The sequence below is a fragment of the Aeromonas salmonicida genome (assembly GCF_028355655.1).
Taxonomy (GTDB): domain Bacteria; phylum Pseudomonadota; class Gammaproteobacteria; order Enterobacterales; family Aeromonadaceae; genus Aeromonas; species Aeromonas salmonicida.
Map to the genome: position 1 here is coordinate 4505164 of NZ_CP110645.1, position 20136 is coordinate 4525299.

Sequence of the window (20136 nt, forward strand, 5' to 3'; positions counted from 1 at the left end):
ACTCCTGAGGAAGTACTCATGAACAACCAATTTGCCGTCATCGGACTGGGTCTGTTTGGCAGCGCCCTGTGCGAAGAGCTGCAACGGCAGGATGCCGAGGTGCTGGCGATTGATATCGACGAAAGCAAGACCCGCCAGATAGCCACCCTGTGCAGCCATGTCGTCGTCGCCGATGCGACCGATGAGGCTACCGTAGCCGAGCTGGGGCTGGCCAACTTCGATATCGTTTTCGTCGCCATCGGTGACAACCTCGAGACCAGCATACTCACCACGCTCGTCCTGAAAGAGGCGGGCGTGAAGAAGGTGTGGGTCAAGGCCCGTGACAAGTTTCACGCCAAAATCCTGCATAAAGTCGGGGCCGACAAGGTGATCAATCCGGAGTGGGACATGGGCCGACGGGTCGCCCAGAGCATGCTGGACAACCGGTTGTTCGACTATCTGGAGCTGGGCCACGATATGGTGCTGACCGAAGTCGTTATCGGTCTGCAGCAAAATGCCCGCAATCTCGGTGACTTGCATCTGCTGCAGCAGAACGACTTCCAGCTACTCGCCATCAAGCGAGGCGATGTGCTGCATAACGTGCTGACCGGCAAGATGGAGCTGCAACTGGGCGACATACTGATCATGGCAGGCAACAAACACGCCATCGACCACTGGCTGGAAACCCTATGATCAATTGGCGCAGCAGCTACGCCTTCGCCCTGCATCGGGATGACAACTCCCGCTGGAGCGAAGCCAAGCTGATCCTGGGCAGCTTTCTGGTCATCCTGTTGATCGGCACCATTTTTCTGGTACAACCCTCCAGCCACAATGGCGAAGTGACCTTCGTCAACGCCCTGTTCACCGCCACCTCGGCCATCAGCGTGACCGGGCTCGGTGTGGTGGATACAGGTACCGCCTTTACGCTGCAGGGGCAGATCTTCCTGTTGATATTGATGGAGATTGGCGGTCTGGGTCAGATGACAATGACACTGCTGCTGATCGCCATGTTCAGCAAGCGGGTCGGCCTGCGCCAGCAGGTGCTGGCCAAGGAGGCGCTGGGACAGGAGGGCTCGGTCAACATAGTGGGGCTGGTCAGACGCATAGTGCTGTTTGCCTTTATCGCCCAGCTGATCGGCACTGCTGTCATGGCCATCCGCTGGGTGCCCGATATGGGCTGGGAACACGGCCTTTACGTCAGCTTCTTCCATGCGGTTTCTGCCTTCAACAACGCCGGTTTCTCGCTATTTTCCAATAACCTGATGAACTACCGGGATGACCCCATCATCAGCCTGACCATCGCTGGTCTGCTGGTCCTCGGGGGGATCGGCTTTACTGTCGTCGTCGATCTGGTGCGCAACCGACGCTGGCGCAAGCTGAAGCTGCACAGCAAGCTGATGCTGGTGATGACCCCAGCCCTGCTGCTGCTGGGCACCCTGATGTTCTGGCTGCTGGAGCGCAACAATCCGGGCACTCTTGGCGCCACCTCCTTTGGAGGACAGTGGCTGGCTGCCTTCTTTCACTCTGCCAGTGCGCGGACCGCGGGCTTCAATACCATAGATATCGGGCTGATGACCCCTGCGGCCCTGCTATTCCTGATGATGCTGATGTTTATCGGGGCGGGTACCACCTCTACCGGCGGTGGTATCAAGGTGACCACCTTTGCGGTGGTGCTGCTGGCGACCCGTGCCTTCCTGAGCAAGCGACCCCATGTCACAGCCTTTGGTCGCACCTTGTCACCCCAGATAGTGACCCGCTCGCTGGCCATCATCATAGTCAGCACCATGGTACTGATGCTGGCGATGTTCCTGCTGATGGTGACCGAGGATCTGCCGTTCGACAAAATCATGTTCGAGACCGTCTCTGCGTTCGCCACTGTGGGGCTTTCTACCGGCATTACTGCCTCCTTGAGCGAGCCGGGAAAGCTTATCCTGGTACTGGTGATGATCTGTGGTCGTCTCGGCCCGCTGACCCTGGCCTTCATGCTGGCTCGCCCGAGCGAAACCCGCATCAAGTACCCGGAAGAGAGTGTCTATACGGGCTAGTCCAGGTGCAATATAGAAAAAGGGGCCAAGGGCCCCTTTTTCTATTTGGCTTATCCAGCCTGGTATTGCGGCGCGGCGACTCAGGTCGCCTTGCTCTTGGCCGGGCGCTTGCCGGCACTCTTGCGAGGAGTGCCAGTGGTGCCTGCACTGCTCTTGCGACGGGTAAAACGCGGCTTGCCGGCCCCCGCCGCCGCCTTGGGCAGCGCGCTGAAGCTGGCGCCGGAATCCTGCCGAGCTACCTCAATCAAGGCGTTCAACTGATCTGTCAGTGGCCCCATAAATTGCTGATAGCTGGCGTGCCGCTCGGCAATCTGGCCCAGGCTCTGCTCCCACAGAGCCGTCATGTCCGGCGTGGTAGCGGTGGCGGGCAGAGCCAGGATCAGTGCCCGTCCGGTGGGCGTGCCCTTGATGCTCTTGCCCTGGCGCACCAGAAAACGGCGCCTGAACAGCAGGTCTATGATGCCGGCCCGGGTCGCCTCGGTGCCAAGACCGTCCGTTTCGCGCAGGGTCTTGCGGATCTCGGGATCCTGCACGTAGCGGGCTATGCCGGTCATGGCGGCCAGCAGGGTAGCGTCGGTGAACGACTTGGGCGCCTGGGTCATCTTCTCCAGTAGCTCGCCGCGCTCGCACAGCAGTTGCTCCCCCTCTTTCAGGGCGGGCAGGGTACCGGCTTTCTCTTCGTCGTCATCTTCTTCCACCCCCAGCAGCGCCTTCCAGCCCGCCTTGAGGATCCGCCGCGCCTTGGCCTGGAACAGGCCACCCGCGATACGCAGCAGCACCTTGCTGTCGTTGTACTCGAACGGTGGGTAGAACTGCAGCAGGTATTGGCGCGCCACCAGACCGTAGATTTTGGCCTCATCGCCGCTGAGGCTGCCCTCGTTGCCACGCTTCTCGGTGGGGATGATGGCGTGGTGGGCATCCACCTTGCTGTCATTCCACGCCTTGCTGCGGATCTTGCCGTCCGCCTCGCTCACCGCCCTGGCGAATGCCGGCGCAGTAGCAGCGATGGCCTCCCGTACCTGGGCCGCCCGATTGAAGTGATCGCTGGGCAGGTGACGGCTGTCGGATCTGGGATAAGTGATGAGCTTGTGGCGCTCGTAGAGTCCCTGACAGACATCCAGCACTCGCTTGGCATCCATGCCAAAGCGCTTGGCAGCATCGATCTGCAAACTGGAGAGGTTGTAGGGCAGCGGTGCTGCCTGCTTGCGGGCCTGTTCCTCTACCTCTTCTACCGATGCTGGTTGGCCATTGATGCGACTGACCACTTTCTCCGCCAGCGCCCGGTTGAGCACCCGCCCCTCCTCATCCTGCCAGGGCAGGCAGGCCTCGGAGGGCAGCCACTTGGCGCTGAAGCGCTCGTTGCCCTCGGTCACCACATGGGCCAGCACCTCGTAGAAGGGCTTGGGCACGAAGGCCTCTATCTCCAGATCCCGCCGCACAACCAGCCCCAGCAGCGGGGTCTGCACCCGGCCGACCGACAGCAGCTCGCTGCAACCGCCCTTGCGGCCGAGCAGGGTGTAGGCCCGGGTCATGTTGATGCCATAGAGCCAGTCGGCGCGACTGCGGGCCAGCGCCGATACCGCCAGCGGCACGAACTCCTTGTTGTCTCTGAGCTTGTCGAGGGCGCGGCGCACCGCCGGCGGATTGAGATCGCTGATAAGACAGCGCTGCACCGGTCTGGTCTTGGGGTAACCGAGAAAGTCGATCACCTCGTCCACCAGCAGTTGCCCTTCCCTGTCCGGGTCACCGGCATTCACCACGCAGTCGGCCAGCTTGATCAGCCGCTTGATGACGGTGAGCTGGGTCTTGGTCTTGGGCTTGGCCACCAGCTGCCACTGGGCGGGGATAATGGGCAGTTGCTCCATGCGCCACTGCTTGAAGGCGGCGTCGTAGGCATCCGGCTCAGCCTGCTCCAGCAGGTGGCCGATGCACCATGTCACCACATCCCCCTGGGCTGTCTCGATGAAACCGTCCCCCTTCTTGTGGGGCTTGGGCAACACATCGGCAATGGCTCGGCCAAGACTGGGCTTCTCGGCGATAAAGAGTCGCATGGTAAACACACCTGAATACTGTATATGCGAACAGTATATACCGAGCCTTTTGCAAAGCCCAAGACTGGCCATCCGCGGGTTCGCTGATCATGAGCACGCTGTCGGTCAGAGGTGCGACTCGGGATAAAGCGGGCGACTACCCTTCAAGATGCTCATGCAGGCCATGTGATGAAACCTGACCCGAACGAGTTCGAATTGGATAGGGAACGCGTGGATATTAAATTAAATTCAATTAAATGATAAAATACAAAATAATAAATATATTTAAAATAACATTACAAAATAAAAATCATGATAGAGGTCAATCCCCTACCTCTCTCTAGCTACTACTATATTGGTAATATTTGATCGTAGGAAAATGCCGCCATGCTTGGAAAATTATTGAGAAAGACCTGGTTCTGGCTCCTGCTGCTCGGAGCCCTGCTGGGCGTCGCGGCATTGGGTGTCACCATGACAGTGATGCATAAAACCAGTTCTACCGAGTTCTGCGTCTCCTGCCACTCCATGCAAACCCCGCTGGCCGAGTATCAGGGCAGCGTCCACTTCCAGAACGTGAAGGGGATCCGCGCCGAGTGTGCAGACTGCCACATCCCCAATGAACCCAGCGCCTATCTGTGGACCAAGATCCGCGCCGTGAAGGATATCTATCACGAGGCGATCGGCACCCTCGACACCCCTGAAAAATACGAATCGCACAAGCTGCGCATGGCCCAGACCGTGTGGGACCAGCTCAAGGCCAATGACTCTGCCAGCTGCCGCAGCTGCCACAGCTACGCCGCCATGGATATTCTGGCCCAGCGCCCCAATGCCCGGGCCGAGCACCCGGTCGCCATCAAGGAAGGCCAGACCTGCATCGACTGCCACCGCGGTGTCGCCCACATCATGCCTGACATGAGCGAGCTGGCTGCCGCCGGTGCGAGCGAGCTGGCCCAGGCTGCCGCCCAGACCCCGGCCAACGTCACCACCCGTTACGCCATCGCCACGGCGCCGCTGTTCCTCGATGCCGCCGCCAAGACAGACGAAGGCACCCTGATGCCCTCCACCAAGGTGGAAGTACTGGCCAACGAAAATGGCCGTGCCCAGGTGCAGATCGAAGGCTGGCAACAGGACGGCGTGCGCGAAGTCTTCTACGCCGCTCCCGGCAAGCGGATCCTGAGCGTGCTGGTAGGCGATGCCGCCAAAAAATCCCTGGTCACCGGCCAGAGCGAAACCGACAGCGCCACCAACCTCACCTGGCATCAGGTCAAACTGACCGCCTGGGTGGATCAGACCCAGCTCATTGGCGATCAGGGCAAGCTGTGGCAATACGCCTCCACCCTGATGTCCAACAACTGCACCGGCTGCCACGGCCTCACGGCGCTGGATCACTTCAATGCCAACCAGTGGATCGGCGTCATCAAGGGGATGGAATCCCGTACCTCCCTGACCCCGGAACAGGCTCGCATGCTGACCCAATACGTCCAGAAACATGCCAGTGACATGAGCGCGGCGCACTAAGGCTGGCACAGAGGAAATCGTCATGACTTTTTTTACCGATAAGAACACCAATCTGTCCCGCCGCAACCTGCTCAAGGGGCTCGGCGCCTGCGCGGCACTGCCGCTGCTCGCCGGCATCTTCCCGAAGAGTGCTCTGGCCAAGGCCATCAGCACCGCACTGGAGCAGTTCCCGACCCTGGTCCCGGCCCAGAAGGGCATACTGACCGGCGCCCACTGGGGTGCCTTCGAAGCCATAGTCGAAGATGGCCGCATGGTGCGCGTCCAGCCGGTGGCCGATGATCCGGCACCGAACGATCTCATCGACATGGCCCCGTTCCAGGTTCACGCCAAGAACCGCATCAAGTACCCCATGGTGCGCAAGAGCTGGCTGGAGCACGGCCCTGGCGCCAGACCCGAGCTGCGCGGCGCCGACGAATGGGTGCGGGTGAGCTGGGACAAGGCCATCGAGCTGGTGGCCGGCGAGATTGGCCGGGTGCAGAGCGACTTCGGCCCGCAGGCGATCCACGCTGGTTCCTACGGCTGGAAGAGCGTCGGCATGTTCCACAACAGCCGGACCCTGCTGCACCGCCTGATGAACCTGGCCGGTGGCTTCACCGGTTATGCCGGTGACTACTCCGCCGGCGCCGCCCAGGTAATCATGTCCCACGTCATGGGCTCCATCGAGGTATATGAGCAGCAGACCGCCTGGCCGAACGTGATCGAACACGCCGAACTGGTGGTGCTGTGGGGTGTCAACGCCCAGGTGACCCTGAAGAACAGCTGGAACATGCCGGACCACGAGGGTCAGGCCGGCTTCCAGGCACTGAAGGATAAGGGCACCCGCATCATCAGCATCGACCCCGTCTACAACGAGACCGCCAAACTGGCCGGGGCAGAGTGGATTGCGCCAAACGCCTATACCGACGTGGCCATGATGCTGGGGGTGGCCCACACCCTGTATACCGAACAGAAGCACGATCAGGCCTTCCTCGATCGTTACACCAGCGGTTTCGACAAGTTCCTCGCCTACCTGCTGGGCAAGGAGGATGGCCAGCCGAAGAGCGCCGAATGGGCGAGCACTGTCTGCGGCGTCGATGCCGCCGTGATCCGTCAGCTGGCCCTCGACATGGCGTCCAAGCGCACCATGATCATGGCGGGCTGGGGCATGCAGCGCCAGCATCACGGCGAGCAGCCCAACTGGATGCTGGTGACCCTGGCCGCCATGCTGGGCCAGATCGGCCTGCCAGGCGGCGGCTACGGCTTCAGCTACCACTACTCCTCCGGTGGCAGCCCCACCGCCAAGGGCGGCATCCTGGCGGGTATCTCGGCCGGCAACGCGCCCAAGAACAGTCCGGCCCCGATCCCGGTGGCCCGCATCGCCGACTGTCTCGCCAACCCGGGCAAGACCATCGACTTCAACGGTCGTCAGGTGACTTATCCGGACATCAAGCTGGTCTATGTGGCGGGTGGCAACCCCTTCCACCACCATCAGGACACCAACAACCTGCTCAAGGCGTGGCGCAAGCCACAGACGGTGATAGTCCACGAGCCCTACTGGACCGCCACCGCCAAGCACGCAGACATAGTGCTGCCGGCCACCACCAGCTATGAGCGCAACGATCTGGAGATGGGGGGCGATTACTCCCAGCGCTACGTGTTTCCCATGCACCAGTGCGTACCGCCCCAGCACGAGTCCCGCAACGACTTCGACATCTTCAGCGCCATTGCCGCCAAGCTGGGCCTGCTGGAAGCCTACACCGAAGGCAAGGACGAGATGCTGTGGCTCAAGCAGATGTATGACGGCATGGCTGCCCAGGCCCGTGGTGCCCGCGTGGCGCTGCCGCCGTTCAACATGTTCTGGGAGTCCAACAACTACATCCGCTTCCCAGTGCCCGAGGCAAACCGCCAGTGGATTCGTCACGCCGATTTTCGCGAGAATCCCTTGCTCAACCCGCTCGGCACCCCGTCCGGCAAGATCGAGATCTTCTCCAACACCATCGCCGGCATGGGGTATGCCGACTGCGCCGGCCATCCCAAGTGGTATGAGCCCAAGGAGTGGGTGAAGAGCGAAACGGCCAGCCGTTATCCGCTGTCGCTCAATACCTCGCACCCGACCCAGCGCCTGCACTCCCAGCTGGACAACACGCCGCTGCGAGACAAGTTCGCTATCGCCGATCGGGAGGCCATCCTGATCCACCCGGATGATGCCAAGGCTCGTGGCATTCAGGATGGGGATCTGGTGCGCGCCTTCAACGATCGCGGCCAGATCCTGGTGGGCGCCATGGTGTCGAAAGACATACGTCCTGGCGTGGTGCGCATCTGTGAAGGGGCCTGGTTCGACCCGGCCAAACCGGGTGAGGCGGGGGCCATCTGCAAGAACGGCAACGTCAACTGCCTGACCTTCGACGAGGGCACCTCCAGCCTGGCGCAGGGCAACTGCGGCCACATGGCCCAGCTGCAGATCGAGAAATACAGGGGCCCGGCACTGGCCAATACCGCACACACGGTCCCGGCCAACGGCTGAGTCCACGCTCGACCAACAAAAACGGCGCCATCAGGCGCCGTTTTTTATTGCTATCAATTTGCTATGGCAGTGGTGACTCAGAGGTCGCCTTCCTGTATGCACTCTTCGCGCACACCACCCGCTCTGCAGCCGGAGCATGGGCAAAGTGACTCAGAAGTCGCCTTCCTGCATATACTCTTCCGCGCACTCCACCAGCTGGGGCCAGAGCTCTTCCGGCACCCAGGCATCCGGGTCATCTTCGTCGCCATCGTATTGGGTCCAGAAATAGCGGCGCAGGCCGGCGGCGAAGTCATCACTGACTTCGGCCAGCTCGGAGAGCGGCCCCAGCCAGGCGATACGGCGCAGGCCGGAGGCGAGATCGTTGAGCGCATCCACCAACGCACGATCGTCGCTGATCTGCTCCACCAGCAGGGTGAAGCGCTCGCGGGCGCTGGCAACTTCGTCTTCGTCCAGCTCACCTGCATCGGCCAGCAGATCGATGAAATCTTCCAGCAGGAATGCGATCAGGCTATCTCTGTCTTCAAACCACTGAAGCTGTGCCCCCTTGATCCCCAACACGGAGGAATCGAACGAGTCATCAAGGTGACATAGTGCCCATGGATCGTCTGTCATTGCTACCCTTCCTCAGGCTTGAACAAGTGTCTTATCTTATGCCTGACCCTCCCCCCTTGCCACCTGGGCAGTGAAGGGACGCGGCCAGACCACCACAATTCCATCCGCCCCATAACGGGGCTGATAATATCTAGCTCTCTACCCTGGCCACCTTGGGCAGTGACAGAGACGCAGCCAGACCACCCAACTCGGCCCGACCCATGATGAGGTTGCCTCGATAGGCCTCGGCCAGATCGGAGACTATGTTGAGGCCGAGCCCAGAGCCCGGCACCTTCTCGTCGAGCCGTACCCCGCGCAACACCGCCTTGGCGATCTGATCCTCGCTCATGCCGGGGCCGTCATCCTCGATGCGCAGGGTGATCCAGCCCCCCAGCTCCGCACTGGAAATACGCAGCTGACCGGCCGACCACTTGTAGGCGTTCTCCAGCAGGTTGCCCACCATCTCGTCGAAGTCCTGCTCCTCCACCCCGACCGCCAGATTGGCCGGCACCTGCAGATCCACCTCCTTGCCCGGATAGAGACGGGAGAAGGCGCGGCAGATGTACTCCACCCGTGCCCGCACCGGGGTCGACACCCCGAGGATCTTGGCGGCGCCGGTCACCCGCGCCTTGCCGAGGTGATAGTCGATGTGGCGCTGGATCTGGTCGAGCTGCTCACCGATGGCGGCTTGATCCTCCGGCGACAACTGGGCCACCTGATTGCGCATTATGCTGAGCGGCGTCTTGAGGGCGTGAGCCAGATTGCCGGTGTGGGAGCGGGCTCGCTGCAGCAGCTCGCTGTAGTGGTGAAGCAGGCGGTTGATATCTTCCACCAGCGGCTGTATCTCCAGCGGATAACGCAGCCGGAATCCCTCCTGATGCCCCTGATGTACCCGTCCCAGTTCGCGGCGCAGCAAATGCAGCGGACGCAGACCATAGACGATCTGGAACATGAAGCCCAGCACCAGACCCGTGGCGGCGAAGCCGAGGCCCAGGAACAGGCTGATGCGGGTCTTCTTGAGGGTCTGGGTCAAGGCGCTGCTGTCCTTGGCCATCACCAGAGTAAACGTCCGATCCGACCCGGGCAGCAGCACGGTACGCGTCATGATGAGCAGGGGCTCCTTGTTGGGTCCCCTGCCGACAAACAGATCCGGATCGCCGAACGCCGACTTCAGACCCTGCACCTTGAGGTGCACATCCCACAGGGATCGCGAGCGGCTGACCACCTCATCCCCCAGCTCCAGCTGCCAGTAGTAGCCGGAATAGGGTTGACGAAAGCGGGGGTCGGCCATGGGCTCGGTGACGATGGGCAGGCCGTCTGGCTGGATCTCGAGGCGAGAGAGCAGATCGTAGAGCTGCAGGCGCAGGCCGTCTGCTTCCGCCTCTTGCCAATAGTTGCGCATCATGGTCTGCAGGCTGAAACCTGTGGCAAACAGGAAGAGACCACACCAGACCAGCGCTATGACTACCAGTCGCCCCCGCAGGGTCCTGACCAGCCTCATTCACCGCACCCTGGCAGGGGTTGTATCAAGGCCCGACTCATTCGTTGATCCGGTATCCAAGGCCACGCACAGTCTCAATGAGATCGGCGTGGGTCTTCTTGCGGATCCGGCCGATGAAGACTTCGACGGTATTGGAGTCGCGGTCAAAATCCTGGGCATAGATGTGGTCGATCAGCTCGCTGCGCGACACCACCTTGCCCCTGTGCTGCATCAGGTAGCCAAGCACCCGAAATTCGTGGGCGGTGAGCTTGATGGGGGTGCCTTCGTACCACACCTGGGAGGCCGCCATGTCGAGCCGCACTCCGCCGATCTCCAGGATCGAACTGGCATTGCCTGCTGCCCGTCGCACCAGCGCCTGCACCCTAGCTACCAGCTCGGCCACCTGGAACGGCTTGGTGAGGTAGTCGTCGGCTCCGGCATTGAGCCCCTCAATCTTCTCGTGCAGCTGGCCGCGGGCGGTCAGTACCAGCACAGGGGTGTCGATCCCCTTGCTGCGCCACTCCTTCAGCACGCTCAGGCCATCGCGACCCGGCAGGCCGAGATCCAGGATGATGGCGTCATAAGGTTCGGTCTCGCCGAGAAAGCCGGCCTCGTTGCCATCGTGGCAGAGGTCGGTCACGAAACCGGACAGACGCAGCTGTTCGGCCAGCTGGCCCGCCAGGGTCTTCTCATCTTCAACTATCAGAATTCGCATAAATGGGTATCCAAAGCAGGGTTACTCTTGCGTCAACGGAGATGGGAGGGTTGAACAGCGGTGCCGGATTGTCAGTTTGGAGCCCAACCTGGCACCCACCCAAAGGTCAATCTTCCTCTTGCGCCGGGCGTGGCTCGAACAGCCGCTCGAGATGGTGGCCCTTGAGCCACACCATCTCCAGGTTGTCGGCGCGATAGCCGACCTTGATGACGCTGTTCTCGCTGTCGATGAGCTTGAGCTCATACAGCCAGATGCCATCCTCTTCCCCCAGGTCGACGCGCAGCACGCGTACCGGCAGGCGGGAGGCCACCTCCATCACCTCATGAAAGGGCCTGACCCGACCCTCGCTGACAGCTTGTTGCAGCAAGGCCTCGTTCGGCGTGGTCGCCTGCGCCATCACGGGCAGCAGCAACCCAAGCAGAGACAGGGCTCTATTCATGGGTGATTCATCTCCAAAAACCTAACATAATGCCGTTTATAGTCTGCCAGCCATGAATCCGGAATGAATATGATCCCACGCAGTTTCCTGCTGATCCTTTGCCTTTTCTCCACCCTCGGCTGGGCGGCCCAGGCGCGTCTCGACATGCCGGCGCTGGTCAAGTTGTTGTTGGCCCAAGGGTACCACGACATTCGGGAAGTGGAGCTGGAAGGAGATAAATTCGAGGTAGAAACCCTGGATGCCGACGAACAGCGAGTGCAGTTGCTGGTCGATGCCTACACGGGCGACATCACCAAAAAAGAGGCCGATTAGGCCTCTTTTGCTATGCGAGTTCTGCGCTGTGATGCCTGAGCGGCAACTCACGCCTCTTTCAGTTTATGGCGTTGACGTTGACGCCAGGGGCGCAGCAACTTCTCCCGCCGTGGCCATAGCAGAGCACAGGCCAGCAGCAGGTAGATGAGCGGTTCCTGCCAGCCACTCTTCACCGACCACCAGTAGTGCACCGGCACCAACAGGGCAACGGCATAGATCCAGTTGTGCAACTTCTGCCAGGCCGGCCCCATGACCCGTAGCAGGGCGGGGATAGAGGTCAGACTGAGCACTGCCAACAACAAGAGCGCCACTGCCCCCACCAGTATGTAGCTGCGCTTCACCAGCTCACCGCCAATAAGCTCCCAGTCGAATTGCAGATCCAGCCCCAGCCACACCATAAAGTGCAACCCGGCCCAGGCCGCGCACCAGAGCCCGAGAGGGCGGCGCAGCTTGATGAGCTGCCCCTGCCGCCAGCGCTTGGCGAGCGGTGACACCAGCAGGGTGATCAGCAAGAGATTGAGCGCCCCCTTGCCGAGATAGTGGGTCAAACCCTGCACCGGGTCCCCCCCCAGCAACCCGGCTGGCAAGGCATACCCCAGCCAGAGCAGAAAGCCGAGAGAACCCAGATGCACCAGCACTCGCAGGCTCTTGATGTGAACCGCTGTCAGTCTCAGTACCATTTTCTTGGATCCATGGCTTGATAAGTGAAGACCACCCCATGGGGGCGGCCCTTGGTATGAGCGGTTGTCAGTCTCAGTACCATTGTCTCAGATCCATTCCCTGATAGAGCGAGGCCACCTCGTCGGCATAACCGTTGAACATCAGGGTAGGCTGACGCTTGGCACCGAAGATGCCACCCTCCCCGATGAAGCGCTCGCTGGCCTGACTCCAGCGCGGGTGATCCACCTCCGGGTTGACGTTGGCGTAGAAGCCATATTCGTTCGATGCCAGCAGATTCCAGGTGGTCGGTGGCATCTCTTCCACCAGCCGGATGGAAACTATGCTCTTGATGCTCTTGAAGCCGTACTTCCAGGGCACCACCAACCGGATCGGTGCCCCGTTCTGGGCGGGCAGCGTCTTGCCGTAGAGGCCCATCGCCAGGAAGGAGAGCGGGTTCATCGCCTCGTCGATACGCAGCCCCTCCACATAGGGATAATCTATGCCCCCTCCAAGAGAACGGGATGCCTGCCCTGGCAACTGCTCGGGATCATAGAGGGTCTCGAAGGCCACGAACTTGGCGCGACTGGTGGGCTCGGCACGGCGAATGAGCTCCGCCAGACTGATACCGCTCCAGGGCAGCACCATGGACCAGGCCTCTACGCAGCGCAGCCGGTAGATGCGCTCCTCCAGCTCTGTCTTGTTGATGAGGTCCCACACATCCAGGGTGAAGGGCTTGGCCACCTCCCCCTCTACCCGCAATTGCCAAGGCTCGGGTTTTAAATAGTGACCGTTGCGAGCCGGATCCCCCTTGTCGGTACCCAGCTCATAGAAGTTGTTGTGGGTGGTGGCCTTCTCCTCCGGGGTGATGATCACGCCCTCAGGTCTGGCGGCGGCGCGAATGTTGAGCGGTCTGGTCGATGCGGCAGGTGCCGATTTGTCGGCGGAGAAGAGGTCAAGCACGCCAGCCTGAGCGGGAAACGCCAGGGTGGCAGCCCCCAGGCCCAACCCTTTCAGGATAAGGCGGCGATCCTGATAGACGGCTTCCGGGGTAACATCCTGTTCGGTGGGATGATGAGAAGAACGGCGCTTGATCAACATGGAAAAACTCCCGGGGCTATGAGGGTAACAACCATAAGACCTGCCCCGGCCGAGTTTTATTTCACGAAAATTTACATGAGCTGGTAAAGGGGCAGAGCCTTGGCCATGGTTCCGACCAGGAACAATGCTACGAATACCAGCAGAGGAACGATCACATTTGGCACCATCAGACTCACTCCATGAGCAGGACAGGGCCCATAACTATGGTGCAGGGTCGAGCACGCCTCCAATGAATTTTTTTCGCGAGCGCAAGCGTATTCCTGAGTTGAAATGAGTGATGAAGATCACACACAATCTCGCCCCTGCTTGCCGCCCCCCCTGCGCGGGGTAGGCTCCCTTTCTTTACGAATTCCACTACTGAAGAGTCACGCCATGAGCCCATTGATCGCCATCGCCATCACGACCGGGATCCTCTCTGCCGTCTGGGGCTGGGTTGCCGTCACACTCGGCCTCATCTCCTGGGTCGGCTTTATCGGCTGCACCAGCTACTTCGCCTCCAGCGGTGGCTACAAGGCACTGTTGCAAACCATGCTGTGCAATGGGAGCGGCATGCTGTGGGCATTGCTGCTGATCCACGGGGATGCCTGGTGGGGAACGGGCATGGCGGGTTATGTGATGACGGGGGTGGTCGCAACATTGATGTGCGTGCAGGCCAAGCAGCAGTGGCTGGGCTACATTCCCGGCACCTTCGCCGGTTGCTGCGCCACCTTCGGTGCCGCGGGGGAGTGGCGCCTGATACTGCCGTCCCTGGTGATAGGCGCACTGTTCGGTTACCTGATGAAAGCGAGCGGGCTCTGGCTATCCCAGAAAACCCAGAAAGCCCAAACCTCTACCGCCGTAGTCGATCCCGCCTGAATGGCACTCACCTGCGAATAATCCTTCGCCGGGACGCAAGCCTATACTGTCCGGCTTATCCCTTAGACTTGAAGTTTGCCGCCTCTATGCCGTGCCGATTCAACAACTTGTAGAAATCGGTACGGTTTCTGCCCGCCATGTTGGCCGCCAGGGTCACGTTGCCCTCAGTGGTACGCAGCAGACGGATCAGATACTCCTTCTCGAACTCGGCCCGCGCCTCGTTGAACGAGGGGATGCCACCGCCACCGCCACTCAGGGCGGACTCCACCATGGACACCCCAATCACAGGACTGCAACAGAGGCTCGCCAGCTGTTCCACCACGCTGTAGAGCTGACGCACGTTACCGGGCCAGGCTGCGGCCGCCAGCATGGCCAGCGACTCGGGTGAAAAACCCAGGGCCGCACAGTCACTGTGACGACTGCGATATTCGTCCAGCGCCTGTCTGGCCAGCAGCGGAATGTCTTCACTGCGGGCGCTGAGAGGTGGCAAGGTGATGTTGGCCACATTGAGGCGGTAGAAGAGATCTTCCCGAAAACGCCCCTCTTCCATCGCCGTCACCAGATCCTGATGGCTGGAGCTGATGACCCGCACCTCGGGCGTACCCTGACCGTACTCCTGCAACACCTGCAACAGCTTGGCCTGTAGCGACTCCGACAGGTCCCCTATCTCGTCGAGAAACAGGGTCGCGCCTTTGGCTTGTTCGAACAGGCCGGACTGACCGTCCTCGCCAAACAGCTGCAGATCCAGCGCAGGCCACGGCAAGGCAGCGCAGTTGATGACGTGCAACGGCTTGTCACGGCGACTGCTGGCCTGATGCAGGGCTTGAGTCATTACCCCTTTGCCTGAGCCGGACGGCCCCATGATCAGCACGGGCACTTCCATGCCGGCTATGCTGTTGGCCTGGATCAGCAACTGTTCCATCTGCGGATTGCGGGTCAGGATCAGCGATTGCCACTCCTGTTGCTGCTTTGGTCGTGTCAGGCTCAACGCATGCTCTATGGTGGCAAACAGCTCATCCTTGTCGATGGGTTTGGTGAGAAAACTGAACACCCCGGAGCGGGTAGCCTGGATGGCATCGGGAATGGTGCCGTGGGCTGTCATTATGATGACAGGCAACCCCAGCCACTGTGACTGGATGCGCTCGAACAGCGCCAGGCCGTCCATGCCGGCCATGCGCAAGTCGCTCAACACCAGATCGGCCCGTTGCTGGCGCAGTCTGTCCAGCGCCCCTTCGGCGCTGTCGGCGGTATCCACTTCGTAGCCCTGGCTGCGCAGGCGCATGCTCATCAGCTTGAGCAGGCTGACATCGTCGTCAACCAGCAGGATCCGGCTCATGGCAGGGCCTCGCCACTGCCGTTGAGCTTGCGTTGATTGAGCTGTTCATCGATGGCGGAGAGCTGTTCAATCTGGCGGCGCAGACGCTGCACCTCCTGACTCTGGTCGTCACGACGGCTGTCACGTACCAGCAGCTCCTCACCCAGCGCAATCCAGCTGCGCAGGAAAGCCTGGGCATCGAGCCCGAGCTCGGGCAGCAGGCTCTTGAGTTTGTCCAGCCCGGCCCGACGGTTTGCCACCGACTCGGAGGGGTGGGTATTGACCATGGCCAGACTGACCCGGCTCTCGACATCGGTCGCACCCTTGAGGCGCTGACGCTCCTGCGCCCGCTGCTGAGCGTGACTGGCCAGCAGCCAGTCCGAGTATTGCAGGCGTACCTGCATCTCCTTGTTGGCAAACTCCATGCGCTTGGCGAGGGCGAGATCCGGCGACGCCGCCGGGTCACGCGCAGGCAGCAAAGAACAGCCTGTGAGCAGGCCCATCATCAATACCGGAACAACACATTGTTTCATCTTTTGCTTCACTTCAACGTCAACCGGAAACAGACATCAGCCTGTTCGTCTTCAATCAATACCAATTCACCGCCAAGGCTCATCGCCGACTCGCGGGCGATGGAAAGCCCCATGCCGGAGCCTTTCAACAAACCTTGCCGTACTATACTGCCCTGCTCGAATGGCTCGAAGATCCGCTCCCGTTCGGCTACCGGAATGACGGGCCCTTCGTTGGCCACCTCCAACCAGCCGCCGTTGGCATCCTGCCCGGCGCGGATCCAGATCTGGCCCCCCCTGGCGCCATAGCTGACCGCATTGGAAAACAGATTATCGAGGATCAACCGCAAGCGATACGGCTCCGCCTGCAGCATGATGGGATCGGTCGGCAAGTGTACACTGATTTGTTTGGATTCCAGCGCCAGCCGGTACTCTGCGGTCAACTCTGACAGCAAGGGCGCCAGCGCCACCGGCGTCAGGGTAAACACTTCCTGCTGGCTGAGGCGGTTGAAATCGAGCAGACGTTCGATCAGGGTCTGCAATCGGCGACTGTTCTCTTCCAGCATCTGGCAGATCTCCTGCTGATCCGGCGTAAGCGGCCCCACCAGCTGTTCGCCAAGCAGGTCCGAGCCCTCCCGCAGCACCGCCAGCGGCGTCTTGAGCTCATGGGAAACATGGCGCAGGAACTGGTATTTCTGCTGTTCCAGCTCCTTGAGCTTGTCGTGCAACCAGTTGATCCGCTCCCCCAATACCACCAACTCTGCCGGCCCGTCCACGGGTCGTTTGTCCGGCTCCACACCTGCGCCCAGACTCAAGATCCGCGACTCAATCTGACGCACAGGGTGGATAATCAGATAGGTAAACAACAACACCAGCAGCAGGCTGAGCACGGCCACGAAACCGCTGACCCACCAGATCTCTCTCATCAATTCTGCAATCATGGCGCGTACCCGGCTCACATGCTCATCGACCTGGCCTCGGGTAATCACTTCAAGCTGCTGATTAATTTGATTAAATTCATCAAATTGCGGGCTGGCCGAGGCGGCTCTGGCCTTGGCCAGATCCTGCAAGCTCTCGAGCCAGGCCAGCACCTGCTCGAGGCCGGTGTAAGCCTCGGCATCCGGGATCGAGCCCTGATGAGCAGCGAGCAGGCTGCGGTAACTGGCAAGCTGCTGCTGGTAACTGGCCAGGATGCGCTCATCCCCCAGTACCGCATAACGGCGAAGAGTACGTTCCAGATCAATGGCCTGGGTTGTGAGCAGGGTCGCCCGACGGGTATCGCGCACCGCCCGCTCCAGCTCGTCGCTGGTCAACTGGCTTAAGTGTTCGAGGGCCTGACTGTCGTGCCAGATCATGCCGCCCAGCGGCATCAATACCAGGACGAAGCCCATCAATACCACTTGCAGCAAGGAACGTGGGCGTACCTTGGTCATCTTGTGCTGTCTCGATTCATCATGGGTGGGTCAGCATATCTGCACTCCCCCAAAAAGCAAAACCGGCCACGAGGCCGGTTCATACCGCAAATGAGGGACGGGGTTCACGCCAGACCGACGGATGCCACACAGATAATCAGGATCATTGCCAACGCGCTGGATGCGGTCAACAGTGCCCATTTCAGTTCCACACTCATGCAAACCTCCTTTCTTGCCAACAAGAGCCTGATCACAACAGACAAATGTATGTTAATGCATAGTTAATCCCATAACCGTGAGCCGTGTATACATTTCAGATGAGCCCAACCCAAGGATCGGTGAGCATGTTCTATCTGTGCAGCATTGGATCGAATCTTGATCCCCATATTCACGTCAGTCAGGTGGTTGGCGAACTGCTTGAACACTTTGGCCGCCTGCAGCTGAGTTCGGTGATCCAGACCAAACCGGTGGGAATGCACTCCAGGCACGACTTCCTCAACTGCCTGTTCGTTGCCGAAAGCGGGCTGACAACCCAGCAGTTGAAAACCCTCTTCATCGCCATGGAACTGGCCCATGGCCGGGATCGCAGCGATCCGAACTGCAAGGTGCTCGACCGGCCGCTGGATATCGACATTCTGGCCAGCAGTGCCGCAGACGATTTTGCCGCGACTCGCGTCGATGCCTATCTCAATGAACTGCTGGCCGAGCTGTATGGCCAGGGAGAAGTGCATGACCGCAAGGTCACGCTGCCACTGCATACCCGGCTGATGAAGGGCAAGGTGATCGAGGAGCTGCAGGTAGGCTTGACCCCCTTGCGGCTCAGTCAGGGTTCAGATGACCGCCAGGCTGCGGCCGCCATCTACCCGGATGCTGGCCCCCGTCATGTAGTCGTTCCCCATCAGTAGCTGCACCGCCTGCCAAATAGGCTCAAGCCCGCCTTCCCGCGCCAGCGGCGTCTTCGCCAGCACTTGCTGGCGCCACGCGTCGCCATGTTCGTCGAGAAACAGGATAGGGCCCGGCTCTATGGTGTTGACCCGGATGGCAGGCGCCAGTTCGCGGGCAAAGCTCATGGCAAGGGAGTGGGCTCCGGCCTTGGTGGCCACATAGCTGGCAAACTGGGGCGCCGGAGCATGAATGTAGATATCCGTGATATGGATGATGCTGGCATTGGCATTGCGGGCCAGCTGGGGTGCCAGTGCCCGGTTGAGTCTAAATGGCGCCGCCATGTGTACCCGATAGAACTGATCGAACTGGGCCAGCTGCGCCGCAGCATCTGCCGCCTCTGGTTCGAAGGCCGAGGCATTGTGGATCACCAACGCCAGATCCTGCTGTGATGCCAGCACCTCAATGAGCTGGCCGACCTGCTCTTCACAAGCGAAATCCGCCTGCACCAGCGTCACTCCCAGGGCGCGCAGCCGAGCCAGCTCGGGTCGCTCGCTGCGATAGCTGCCCGTTACCTGCCAGCCTGCCGCCACCAGCTGTTCACACAGGTAGAAACCGAGTCGACGGCCACAACCCGTTACCAATGCACGCATAACCTCTCCTTTTGTCATTGCTCACCAGCCACTGGCATACCCGCGACGGCGGTACCTATCAATCCCCATGGCACAAACCACTGGCCTTGTCCGCCTCACAGCGCCCATAGTGGCACTACACCCCGCTTCTGGAGCCATCATATGCTACATATTCGCGATCACATGAGTCGCCTGACCCACTTCCTCACCCCGCAACTCGGTCTGGCCGAAGCGCTGGATCGGCTGCACCACTCAGGGCTGAGCGGCCTGCCTGTGCTGGATGACCAACAACAGCTGGTCGGGTTTCTCTCCGAACAGGACTGCATTCCCAGTCTGATCACCGGCAGCTACCACTGCGATACCCGCACTCAAGTGGAAGACATGATGAGCCGGACGCCTCTCTCGGTCGACCCGGACGACAGCATTCTGGATCTGGCGCGCCAGATGACCGGGGCAAAACCCAAGATCTATCCGGTGCTGGAGCAGGGCAAAGTGATCGGCATCATCAGCCGCCATCAAGTGATGCAAGCCCTCAATCAGCAGATGAAAGGCTGCCATCAGACCTAAATCTGGTAACGCCCCTTGTCACCGATGTCGAAGTGCAGGGGCATCCGCCACTTTGCCAGACAGAGCAAGCCAAGCAACAGGCCGCACGCCAGGGCAACCGGCGCGGCGGCCCAGCCCAGTTGCGCCCACTCCAGTCCCCACAGCAACGGCAACAACAGGGGCAGCGCCTTGATGCCCGGAATGGCGAAGCAGAACTGCTCCTTGAACGCCAGTCCGGAGAGCGTCGCCAACGACGCCCCCAACACCAGCACCTGGGGTGCTCCGCTGGCACTCAGTACCAGGCCACCCCAGGCAAACACCTGCAAGATGAAACGGATGCGCTTGTCATAGACATGCAGGCAGAGTCCGCATACCCCGCTGGCCACCACCAGCGCCGTCAACCAGACTGAGGGCGCTAAAAAATCCTGCCCGATCAGCAGGCTGGCCCCTCGACACACCAGCAATAAAGCTGCCAGACTCAAGCCAAGACGATAGAAGCAGACAGATAACCTGTCGATGCCATCCAACTCACTTTCGATTTCAGGATTTGCCATCCGGGGTCGTCTCTGTTGAATATTCGGGCCAATATACTTGAATCATGCCCGTGGGCGATTC

The 20136-nt window shown here is 60.6% G+C and carries 21 protein-coding genes; 8 read left to right on the top strand and 13 right to left on the bottom strand.

Going from position 1 to position 20136, the window contains the following annotated elements:
- Positions 1-18: 18 nt before the first annotated feature.
- Complete coding sequence (locus tag ONZ54_RS20985; protein WP_005318531.1) at positions 19-672, top strand: potassium channel family protein; 654 nt, start codon at positions 19-21, stop codon at positions 670-672.
- Positions 669-2024 carry a TrkH family potassium uptake protein gene (locus tag ONZ54_RS20990; protein WP_059168186.1) on the top strand — a complete coding sequence of 452 codons (1356 nt, stop codon included), beginning with the start codon at positions 669-671 and terminating at the stop codon, positions 2022-2024. Before ONZ54_RS20985 ends, ONZ54_RS20990 begins: the two co-directional genes overlap by 4 nt.
- An 80-nt stretch (positions 2025-2104) precedes the next feature.
- Here the strand turns inward: ONZ54_RS20990 and ONZ54_RS20995 are convergent, their stop codons facing one another.
- Positions 2105-4075 (bottom strand): DNA topoisomerase III, encoded by a 1971-nt coding sequence (locus tag ONZ54_RS20995; protein ID WP_271787064.1) that lies wholly within the window; start codon positions 4073-4075, stop codon positions 2105-2107.
- A gap of 366 nt (positions 4076-4441) precedes the next feature.
- Between ONZ54_RS20995 and ONZ54_RS21000 the strand changes: the two genes are divergently transcribed.
- Positions 4442-5572, top strand: coding sequence for a NapC/NirT family cytochrome c (locus tag ONZ54_RS21000; protein WP_271787065.1), 1131 nt, complete (start codon positions 4442-4444; stop codon positions 5570-5572).
- A 22-nt stretch (positions 5573-5594) separates the two neighbouring features.
- Entirely contained in the window at positions 5595-8075 is a 2481-nt protein-coding gene (gene torA / locus ONZ54_RS21005; RefSeq protein WP_271787066.1) for a trimethylamine-N-oxide reductase TorA, read from the top strand.
- 150 nt (positions 8076-8225) lie between these two features.
- On the opposite strand, the gene ONZ54_RS21010 is transcribed toward torA, so the two are convergent.
- From ONZ54_RS21010 to ONZ54_RS21025, 4 genes are all read right to left on the bottom strand, one after another.
- Complete coding sequence (locus ONZ54_RS21010) at positions 8226-8687, bottom strand: hypothetical protein (RefSeq protein WP_058395093.1); 462 nt, start codon at positions 8685-8687, stop codon at positions 8226-8228.
- Positions 8688-8817: 130 nt separating this feature from the next.
- Positions 8818-10167, bottom strand: a complete 1350-nt coding sequence (locus ONZ54_RS21015; protein ID WP_021139858.1) for a sensor histidine kinase — start codon at positions 10165-10167, stop codon at positions 8818-8820.
- A gap of 37 nt (positions 10168-10204) precedes the next feature.
- The gene (locus tag ONZ54_RS21020; protein WP_005318517.1) at positions 10205-10861 is read right to left on the bottom strand and encodes an AHA_4052 family stress response regulator transcription factor; all 657 of its coding nucleotides are present in this window, start codon (positions 10859-10861) and stop codon (positions 10205-10207) included.
- A gap of 106 nt (positions 10862-10967) precedes the next feature.
- A complete protein-coding gene (locus ONZ54_RS21025) occupies positions 10968-11300 on the bottom strand; it encodes a PepSY domain-containing protein (RefSeq protein ID WP_271787067.1) in 333 nt (110 codons plus the stop codon).
- A gap of 63 nt (positions 11301-11363) precedes the next feature.
- On the opposite strand from ONZ54_RS21025, the gene ONZ54_RS21030 reads away from it, so the two are divergent.
- Entirely contained in the window at positions 11364-11612 is a 249-nt protein-coding gene (locus ONZ54_RS21030; protein ID WP_005318514.1) for a PepSY domain-containing protein, read from the top strand.
- 47 nt (positions 11613-11659) lie between these two features.
- Here the strand turns inward: ONZ54_RS21030 and ONZ54_RS21035 are convergent, their stop codons facing one another.
- Together ONZ54_RS21035 and msrP are read right to left on the bottom strand one after the other, a co-directional pair.
- Positions 11660-12292 (bottom strand): protein-methionine-sulfoxide reductase heme-binding subunit MsrQ, encoded by a 633-nt coding sequence (locus tag ONZ54_RS21035; RefSeq protein WP_271787068.1) that lies wholly within the window; start codon positions 12290-12292, stop codon positions 11660-11662.
- Between the two features lie 73 nt (positions 12293-12365).
- Entirely contained in the window at positions 12366-13370 is a 1005-nt protein-coding gene (gene msrP, locus ONZ54_RS21040; protein ID WP_219614743.1) for a protein-methionine-sulfoxide reductase catalytic subunit MsrP, read from the bottom strand.
- A gap of 372 nt (positions 13371-13742) precedes the next feature.
- Between msrP and ONZ54_RS21045 the strand changes: the two genes are divergently transcribed.
- A complete protein-coding gene (locus tag ONZ54_RS21045) occupies positions 13743-14225 on the top strand; it encodes a DUF1097 domain-containing protein (protein ID WP_271787069.1) in 483 nt (160 codons plus the stop codon).
- Between the two features lie 55 nt (positions 14226-14280).
- Here the strand turns inward: ONZ54_RS21045 and ONZ54_RS21050 are convergent, their stop codons facing one another.
- From ONZ54_RS21050 to cydH, 4 genes are all read right to left on the bottom strand, one after another.
- Positions 14281-15561: a sigma 54-interacting transcriptional regulator gene (locus ONZ54_RS21050; RefSeq protein ID WP_005318504.1), complete on the bottom strand. Its 1281-nt coding sequence runs from the start codon at positions 15559-15561 to the stop codon at positions 14281-14283.
- Complete coding sequence (locus ONZ54_RS21055; RefSeq protein WP_058395097.1) at positions 15558-16073, bottom strand: hypothetical protein; 516 nt, start codon at positions 16071-16073, stop codon at positions 15558-15560. The genes ONZ54_RS21050 and ONZ54_RS21055 overlap by 4 nt, the downstream gene beginning before the upstream one ends.
- Before the next feature lie 8 nt (positions 16074-16081).
- A complete protein-coding gene (locus ONZ54_RS21060; RefSeq protein WP_058395098.1) occupies positions 16082-17482 on the bottom strand; it encodes a sensor histidine kinase in 1401 nt (466 codons plus the stop codon).
- A gap of 104 nt (positions 17483-17586) precedes the next feature.
- Positions 17587-17679: a cytochrome bd-I oxidase subunit CydH gene (gene cydH, locus ONZ54_RS21065; RefSeq protein ID WP_096071838.1), complete on the bottom strand. Its 93-nt coding sequence runs from the start codon at positions 17677-17679 to the stop codon at positions 17587-17589.
- Between the two features lie 126 nt (positions 17680-17805).
- Between cydH and ONZ54_RS21070 the strand changes: the two genes are divergently transcribed.
- A complete protein-coding gene (locus tag ONZ54_RS21070; RefSeq protein WP_059113720.1) occupies positions 17806-18366 on the top strand; it encodes a 2-amino-4-hydroxy-6-hydroxymethyldihydropteridine diphosphokinase in 561 nt (186 codons plus the stop codon).
- Here ONZ54_RS21070 and ONZ54_RS21075 read toward each other — a convergent pair.
- Positions 18292-18996: an SDR family oxidoreductase gene (locus ONZ54_RS21075; protein ID WP_111588569.1), complete on the bottom strand. Its 705-nt coding sequence runs from the start codon at positions 18994-18996 to the stop codon at positions 18292-18294. The genes ONZ54_RS21070 and ONZ54_RS21075 overlap by 75 nt on opposite strands.
- 141 nt (positions 18997-19137) lie before the next feature.
- Here ONZ54_RS21075 and ONZ54_RS21080 point away from each other — a divergent pair, with 141 nt between their 5' ends.
- On the top strand, positions 19138-19542 hold the full coding sequence (locus ONZ54_RS21080; protein ID WP_059113722.1) for a CBS domain-containing protein: 405 nt from the start codon (positions 19138-19140) through the stop codon (positions 19540-19542).
- On the opposite strand, the gene ONZ54_RS21085 is transcribed toward ONZ54_RS21080, so the two are convergent.
- On the bottom strand, positions 19539-20075 hold the full coding sequence (locus ONZ54_RS21085; RefSeq protein ID WP_271787070.1) for a DUF2301 domain-containing membrane protein: 537 nt from the start codon (positions 20073-20075) through the stop codon (positions 19539-19541). The genes ONZ54_RS21080 and ONZ54_RS21085 overlap by 4 nt on opposite strands.
- Between the last annotated feature and the right edge of the window lie 61 nt (positions 20076-20136).

Bases quoted from the DNA above. Each gene is read 5' to 3' on its own strand.
- ONZ54_RS21055 (WP_058395097.1), bottom strand. From the start codon at position 16,073: ATGAAACAATGTGTTGTTCCGGTATTGATGATGGGCCTGCTCACAGGC.
- cydH (WP_096071838.1), bottom strand. From the start codon at position 17,679: ATGAGTGTGGAACTGAAATGGGCACTGTTGACCGCATCCAGCGCGTTG.
- msrP (WP_219614743.1), bottom strand. From the start codon at position 13,370: ATGTTGATCAAGCGCCGTTCTTCTCATCATCCCACCGAACAGGATGTT.
- ONZ54_RS21020 (WP_005318517.1), bottom strand. From the start codon at position 10,861: ATGCGAATTCTGATAGTTGAAGATGAGAAGACCCTGGCGGGCCAGCTG.
- ONZ54_RS21045 (WP_271787069.1), top strand. From the start codon at position 13,743: ATGAGCCCATTGATCGCCATCGCCATCACGACCGGGATCCTCTCTGCC.
- ONZ54_RS21085 (WP_271787070.1), bottom strand. From the start codon at position 20,075: ATGGCAAATCCTGAAATCGAAAGTGAGTTGGATGGCATCGACAGGTTA.
- ONZ54_RS20990 (WP_059168186.1), top strand. From the start codon at position 669: ATGATCAATTGGCGCAGCAGCTACGCCTTCGCCCTGCATCGGGATGAC.
- ONZ54_RS21080 (WP_059113722.1), top strand. From the start codon at position 19,138: ATGCTACATATTCGCGATCACATGAGTCGCCTGACCCACTTCCTCACC.
- ONZ54_RS21025 (WP_271787067.1), bottom strand. From the start codon at position 11,300: ATGAATAGAGCCCTGTCTCTGCTTGGGTTGCTGCTGCCCGTGATGGCG.
- ONZ54_RS21015 (WP_021139858.1), bottom strand. From the start codon at position 10,167: ATGAGGCTGGTCAGGACCCTGCGGGGGCGACTGGTAGTCATAGCGCTG.
- torA (WP_271787066.1), top strand. From the start codon at position 5,595: ATGACTTTTTTTACCGATAAGAACACCAATCTGTCCCGCCGCAACCTG.
- ONZ54_RS21060 (WP_058395098.1), bottom strand. From the start codon at position 17,482: ATGACCAAGGTACGCCCACGTTCCTTGCTGCAAGTGGTATTGATGGGC.
- ONZ54_RS20995 (WP_271787064.1), bottom strand. From the start codon at position 4,075: ATGCGACTCTTTATCGCCGAGAAGCCCAGTCTTGGCCGAGCCATTGCC.
- ONZ54_RS21030 (WP_005318514.1), top strand. From the start codon at position 11,364: ATGAATATGATCCCACGCAGTTTCCTGCTGATCCTTTGCCTTTTCTCC.
- ONZ54_RS21075 (WP_111588569.1), bottom strand. From the start codon at position 18,996: ATGCGTGCATTGGTAACGGGTTGTGGCCGTCGACTCGGTTTCTACCTG.
- ONZ54_RS21050 (WP_005318504.1), bottom strand. From the start codon at position 15,561: ATGAGCCGGATCCTGCTGGTTGACGACGATGTCAGCCTGCTCAAGCTG.
- ONZ54_RS21070 (WP_059113720.1), top strand. From the start codon at position 17,806: ATGTTCTATCTGTGCAGCATTGGATCGAATCTTGATCCCCATATTCAC.
- ONZ54_RS21000 (WP_271787065.1), top strand. From the start codon at position 4,442: ATGCTTGGAAAATTATTGAGAAAGACCTGGTTCTGGCTCCTGCTGCTC.
- ONZ54_RS20985 (WP_005318531.1), top strand. From the start codon at position 19: ATGAACAACCAATTTGCCGTCATCGGACTGGGTCTGTTTGGCAGCGCC.
- ONZ54_RS21035 (WP_271787068.1), bottom strand. From the start codon at position 12,292: ATGGTACTGAGACTGACAGCGGTTCACATCAAGAGCCTGCGAGTGCTG.
- ONZ54_RS21010 (WP_058395093.1), bottom strand. From the start codon at position 8,687: ATGACAGACGATCCATGGGCACTATGTCACCTTGATGACTCGTTCGAT.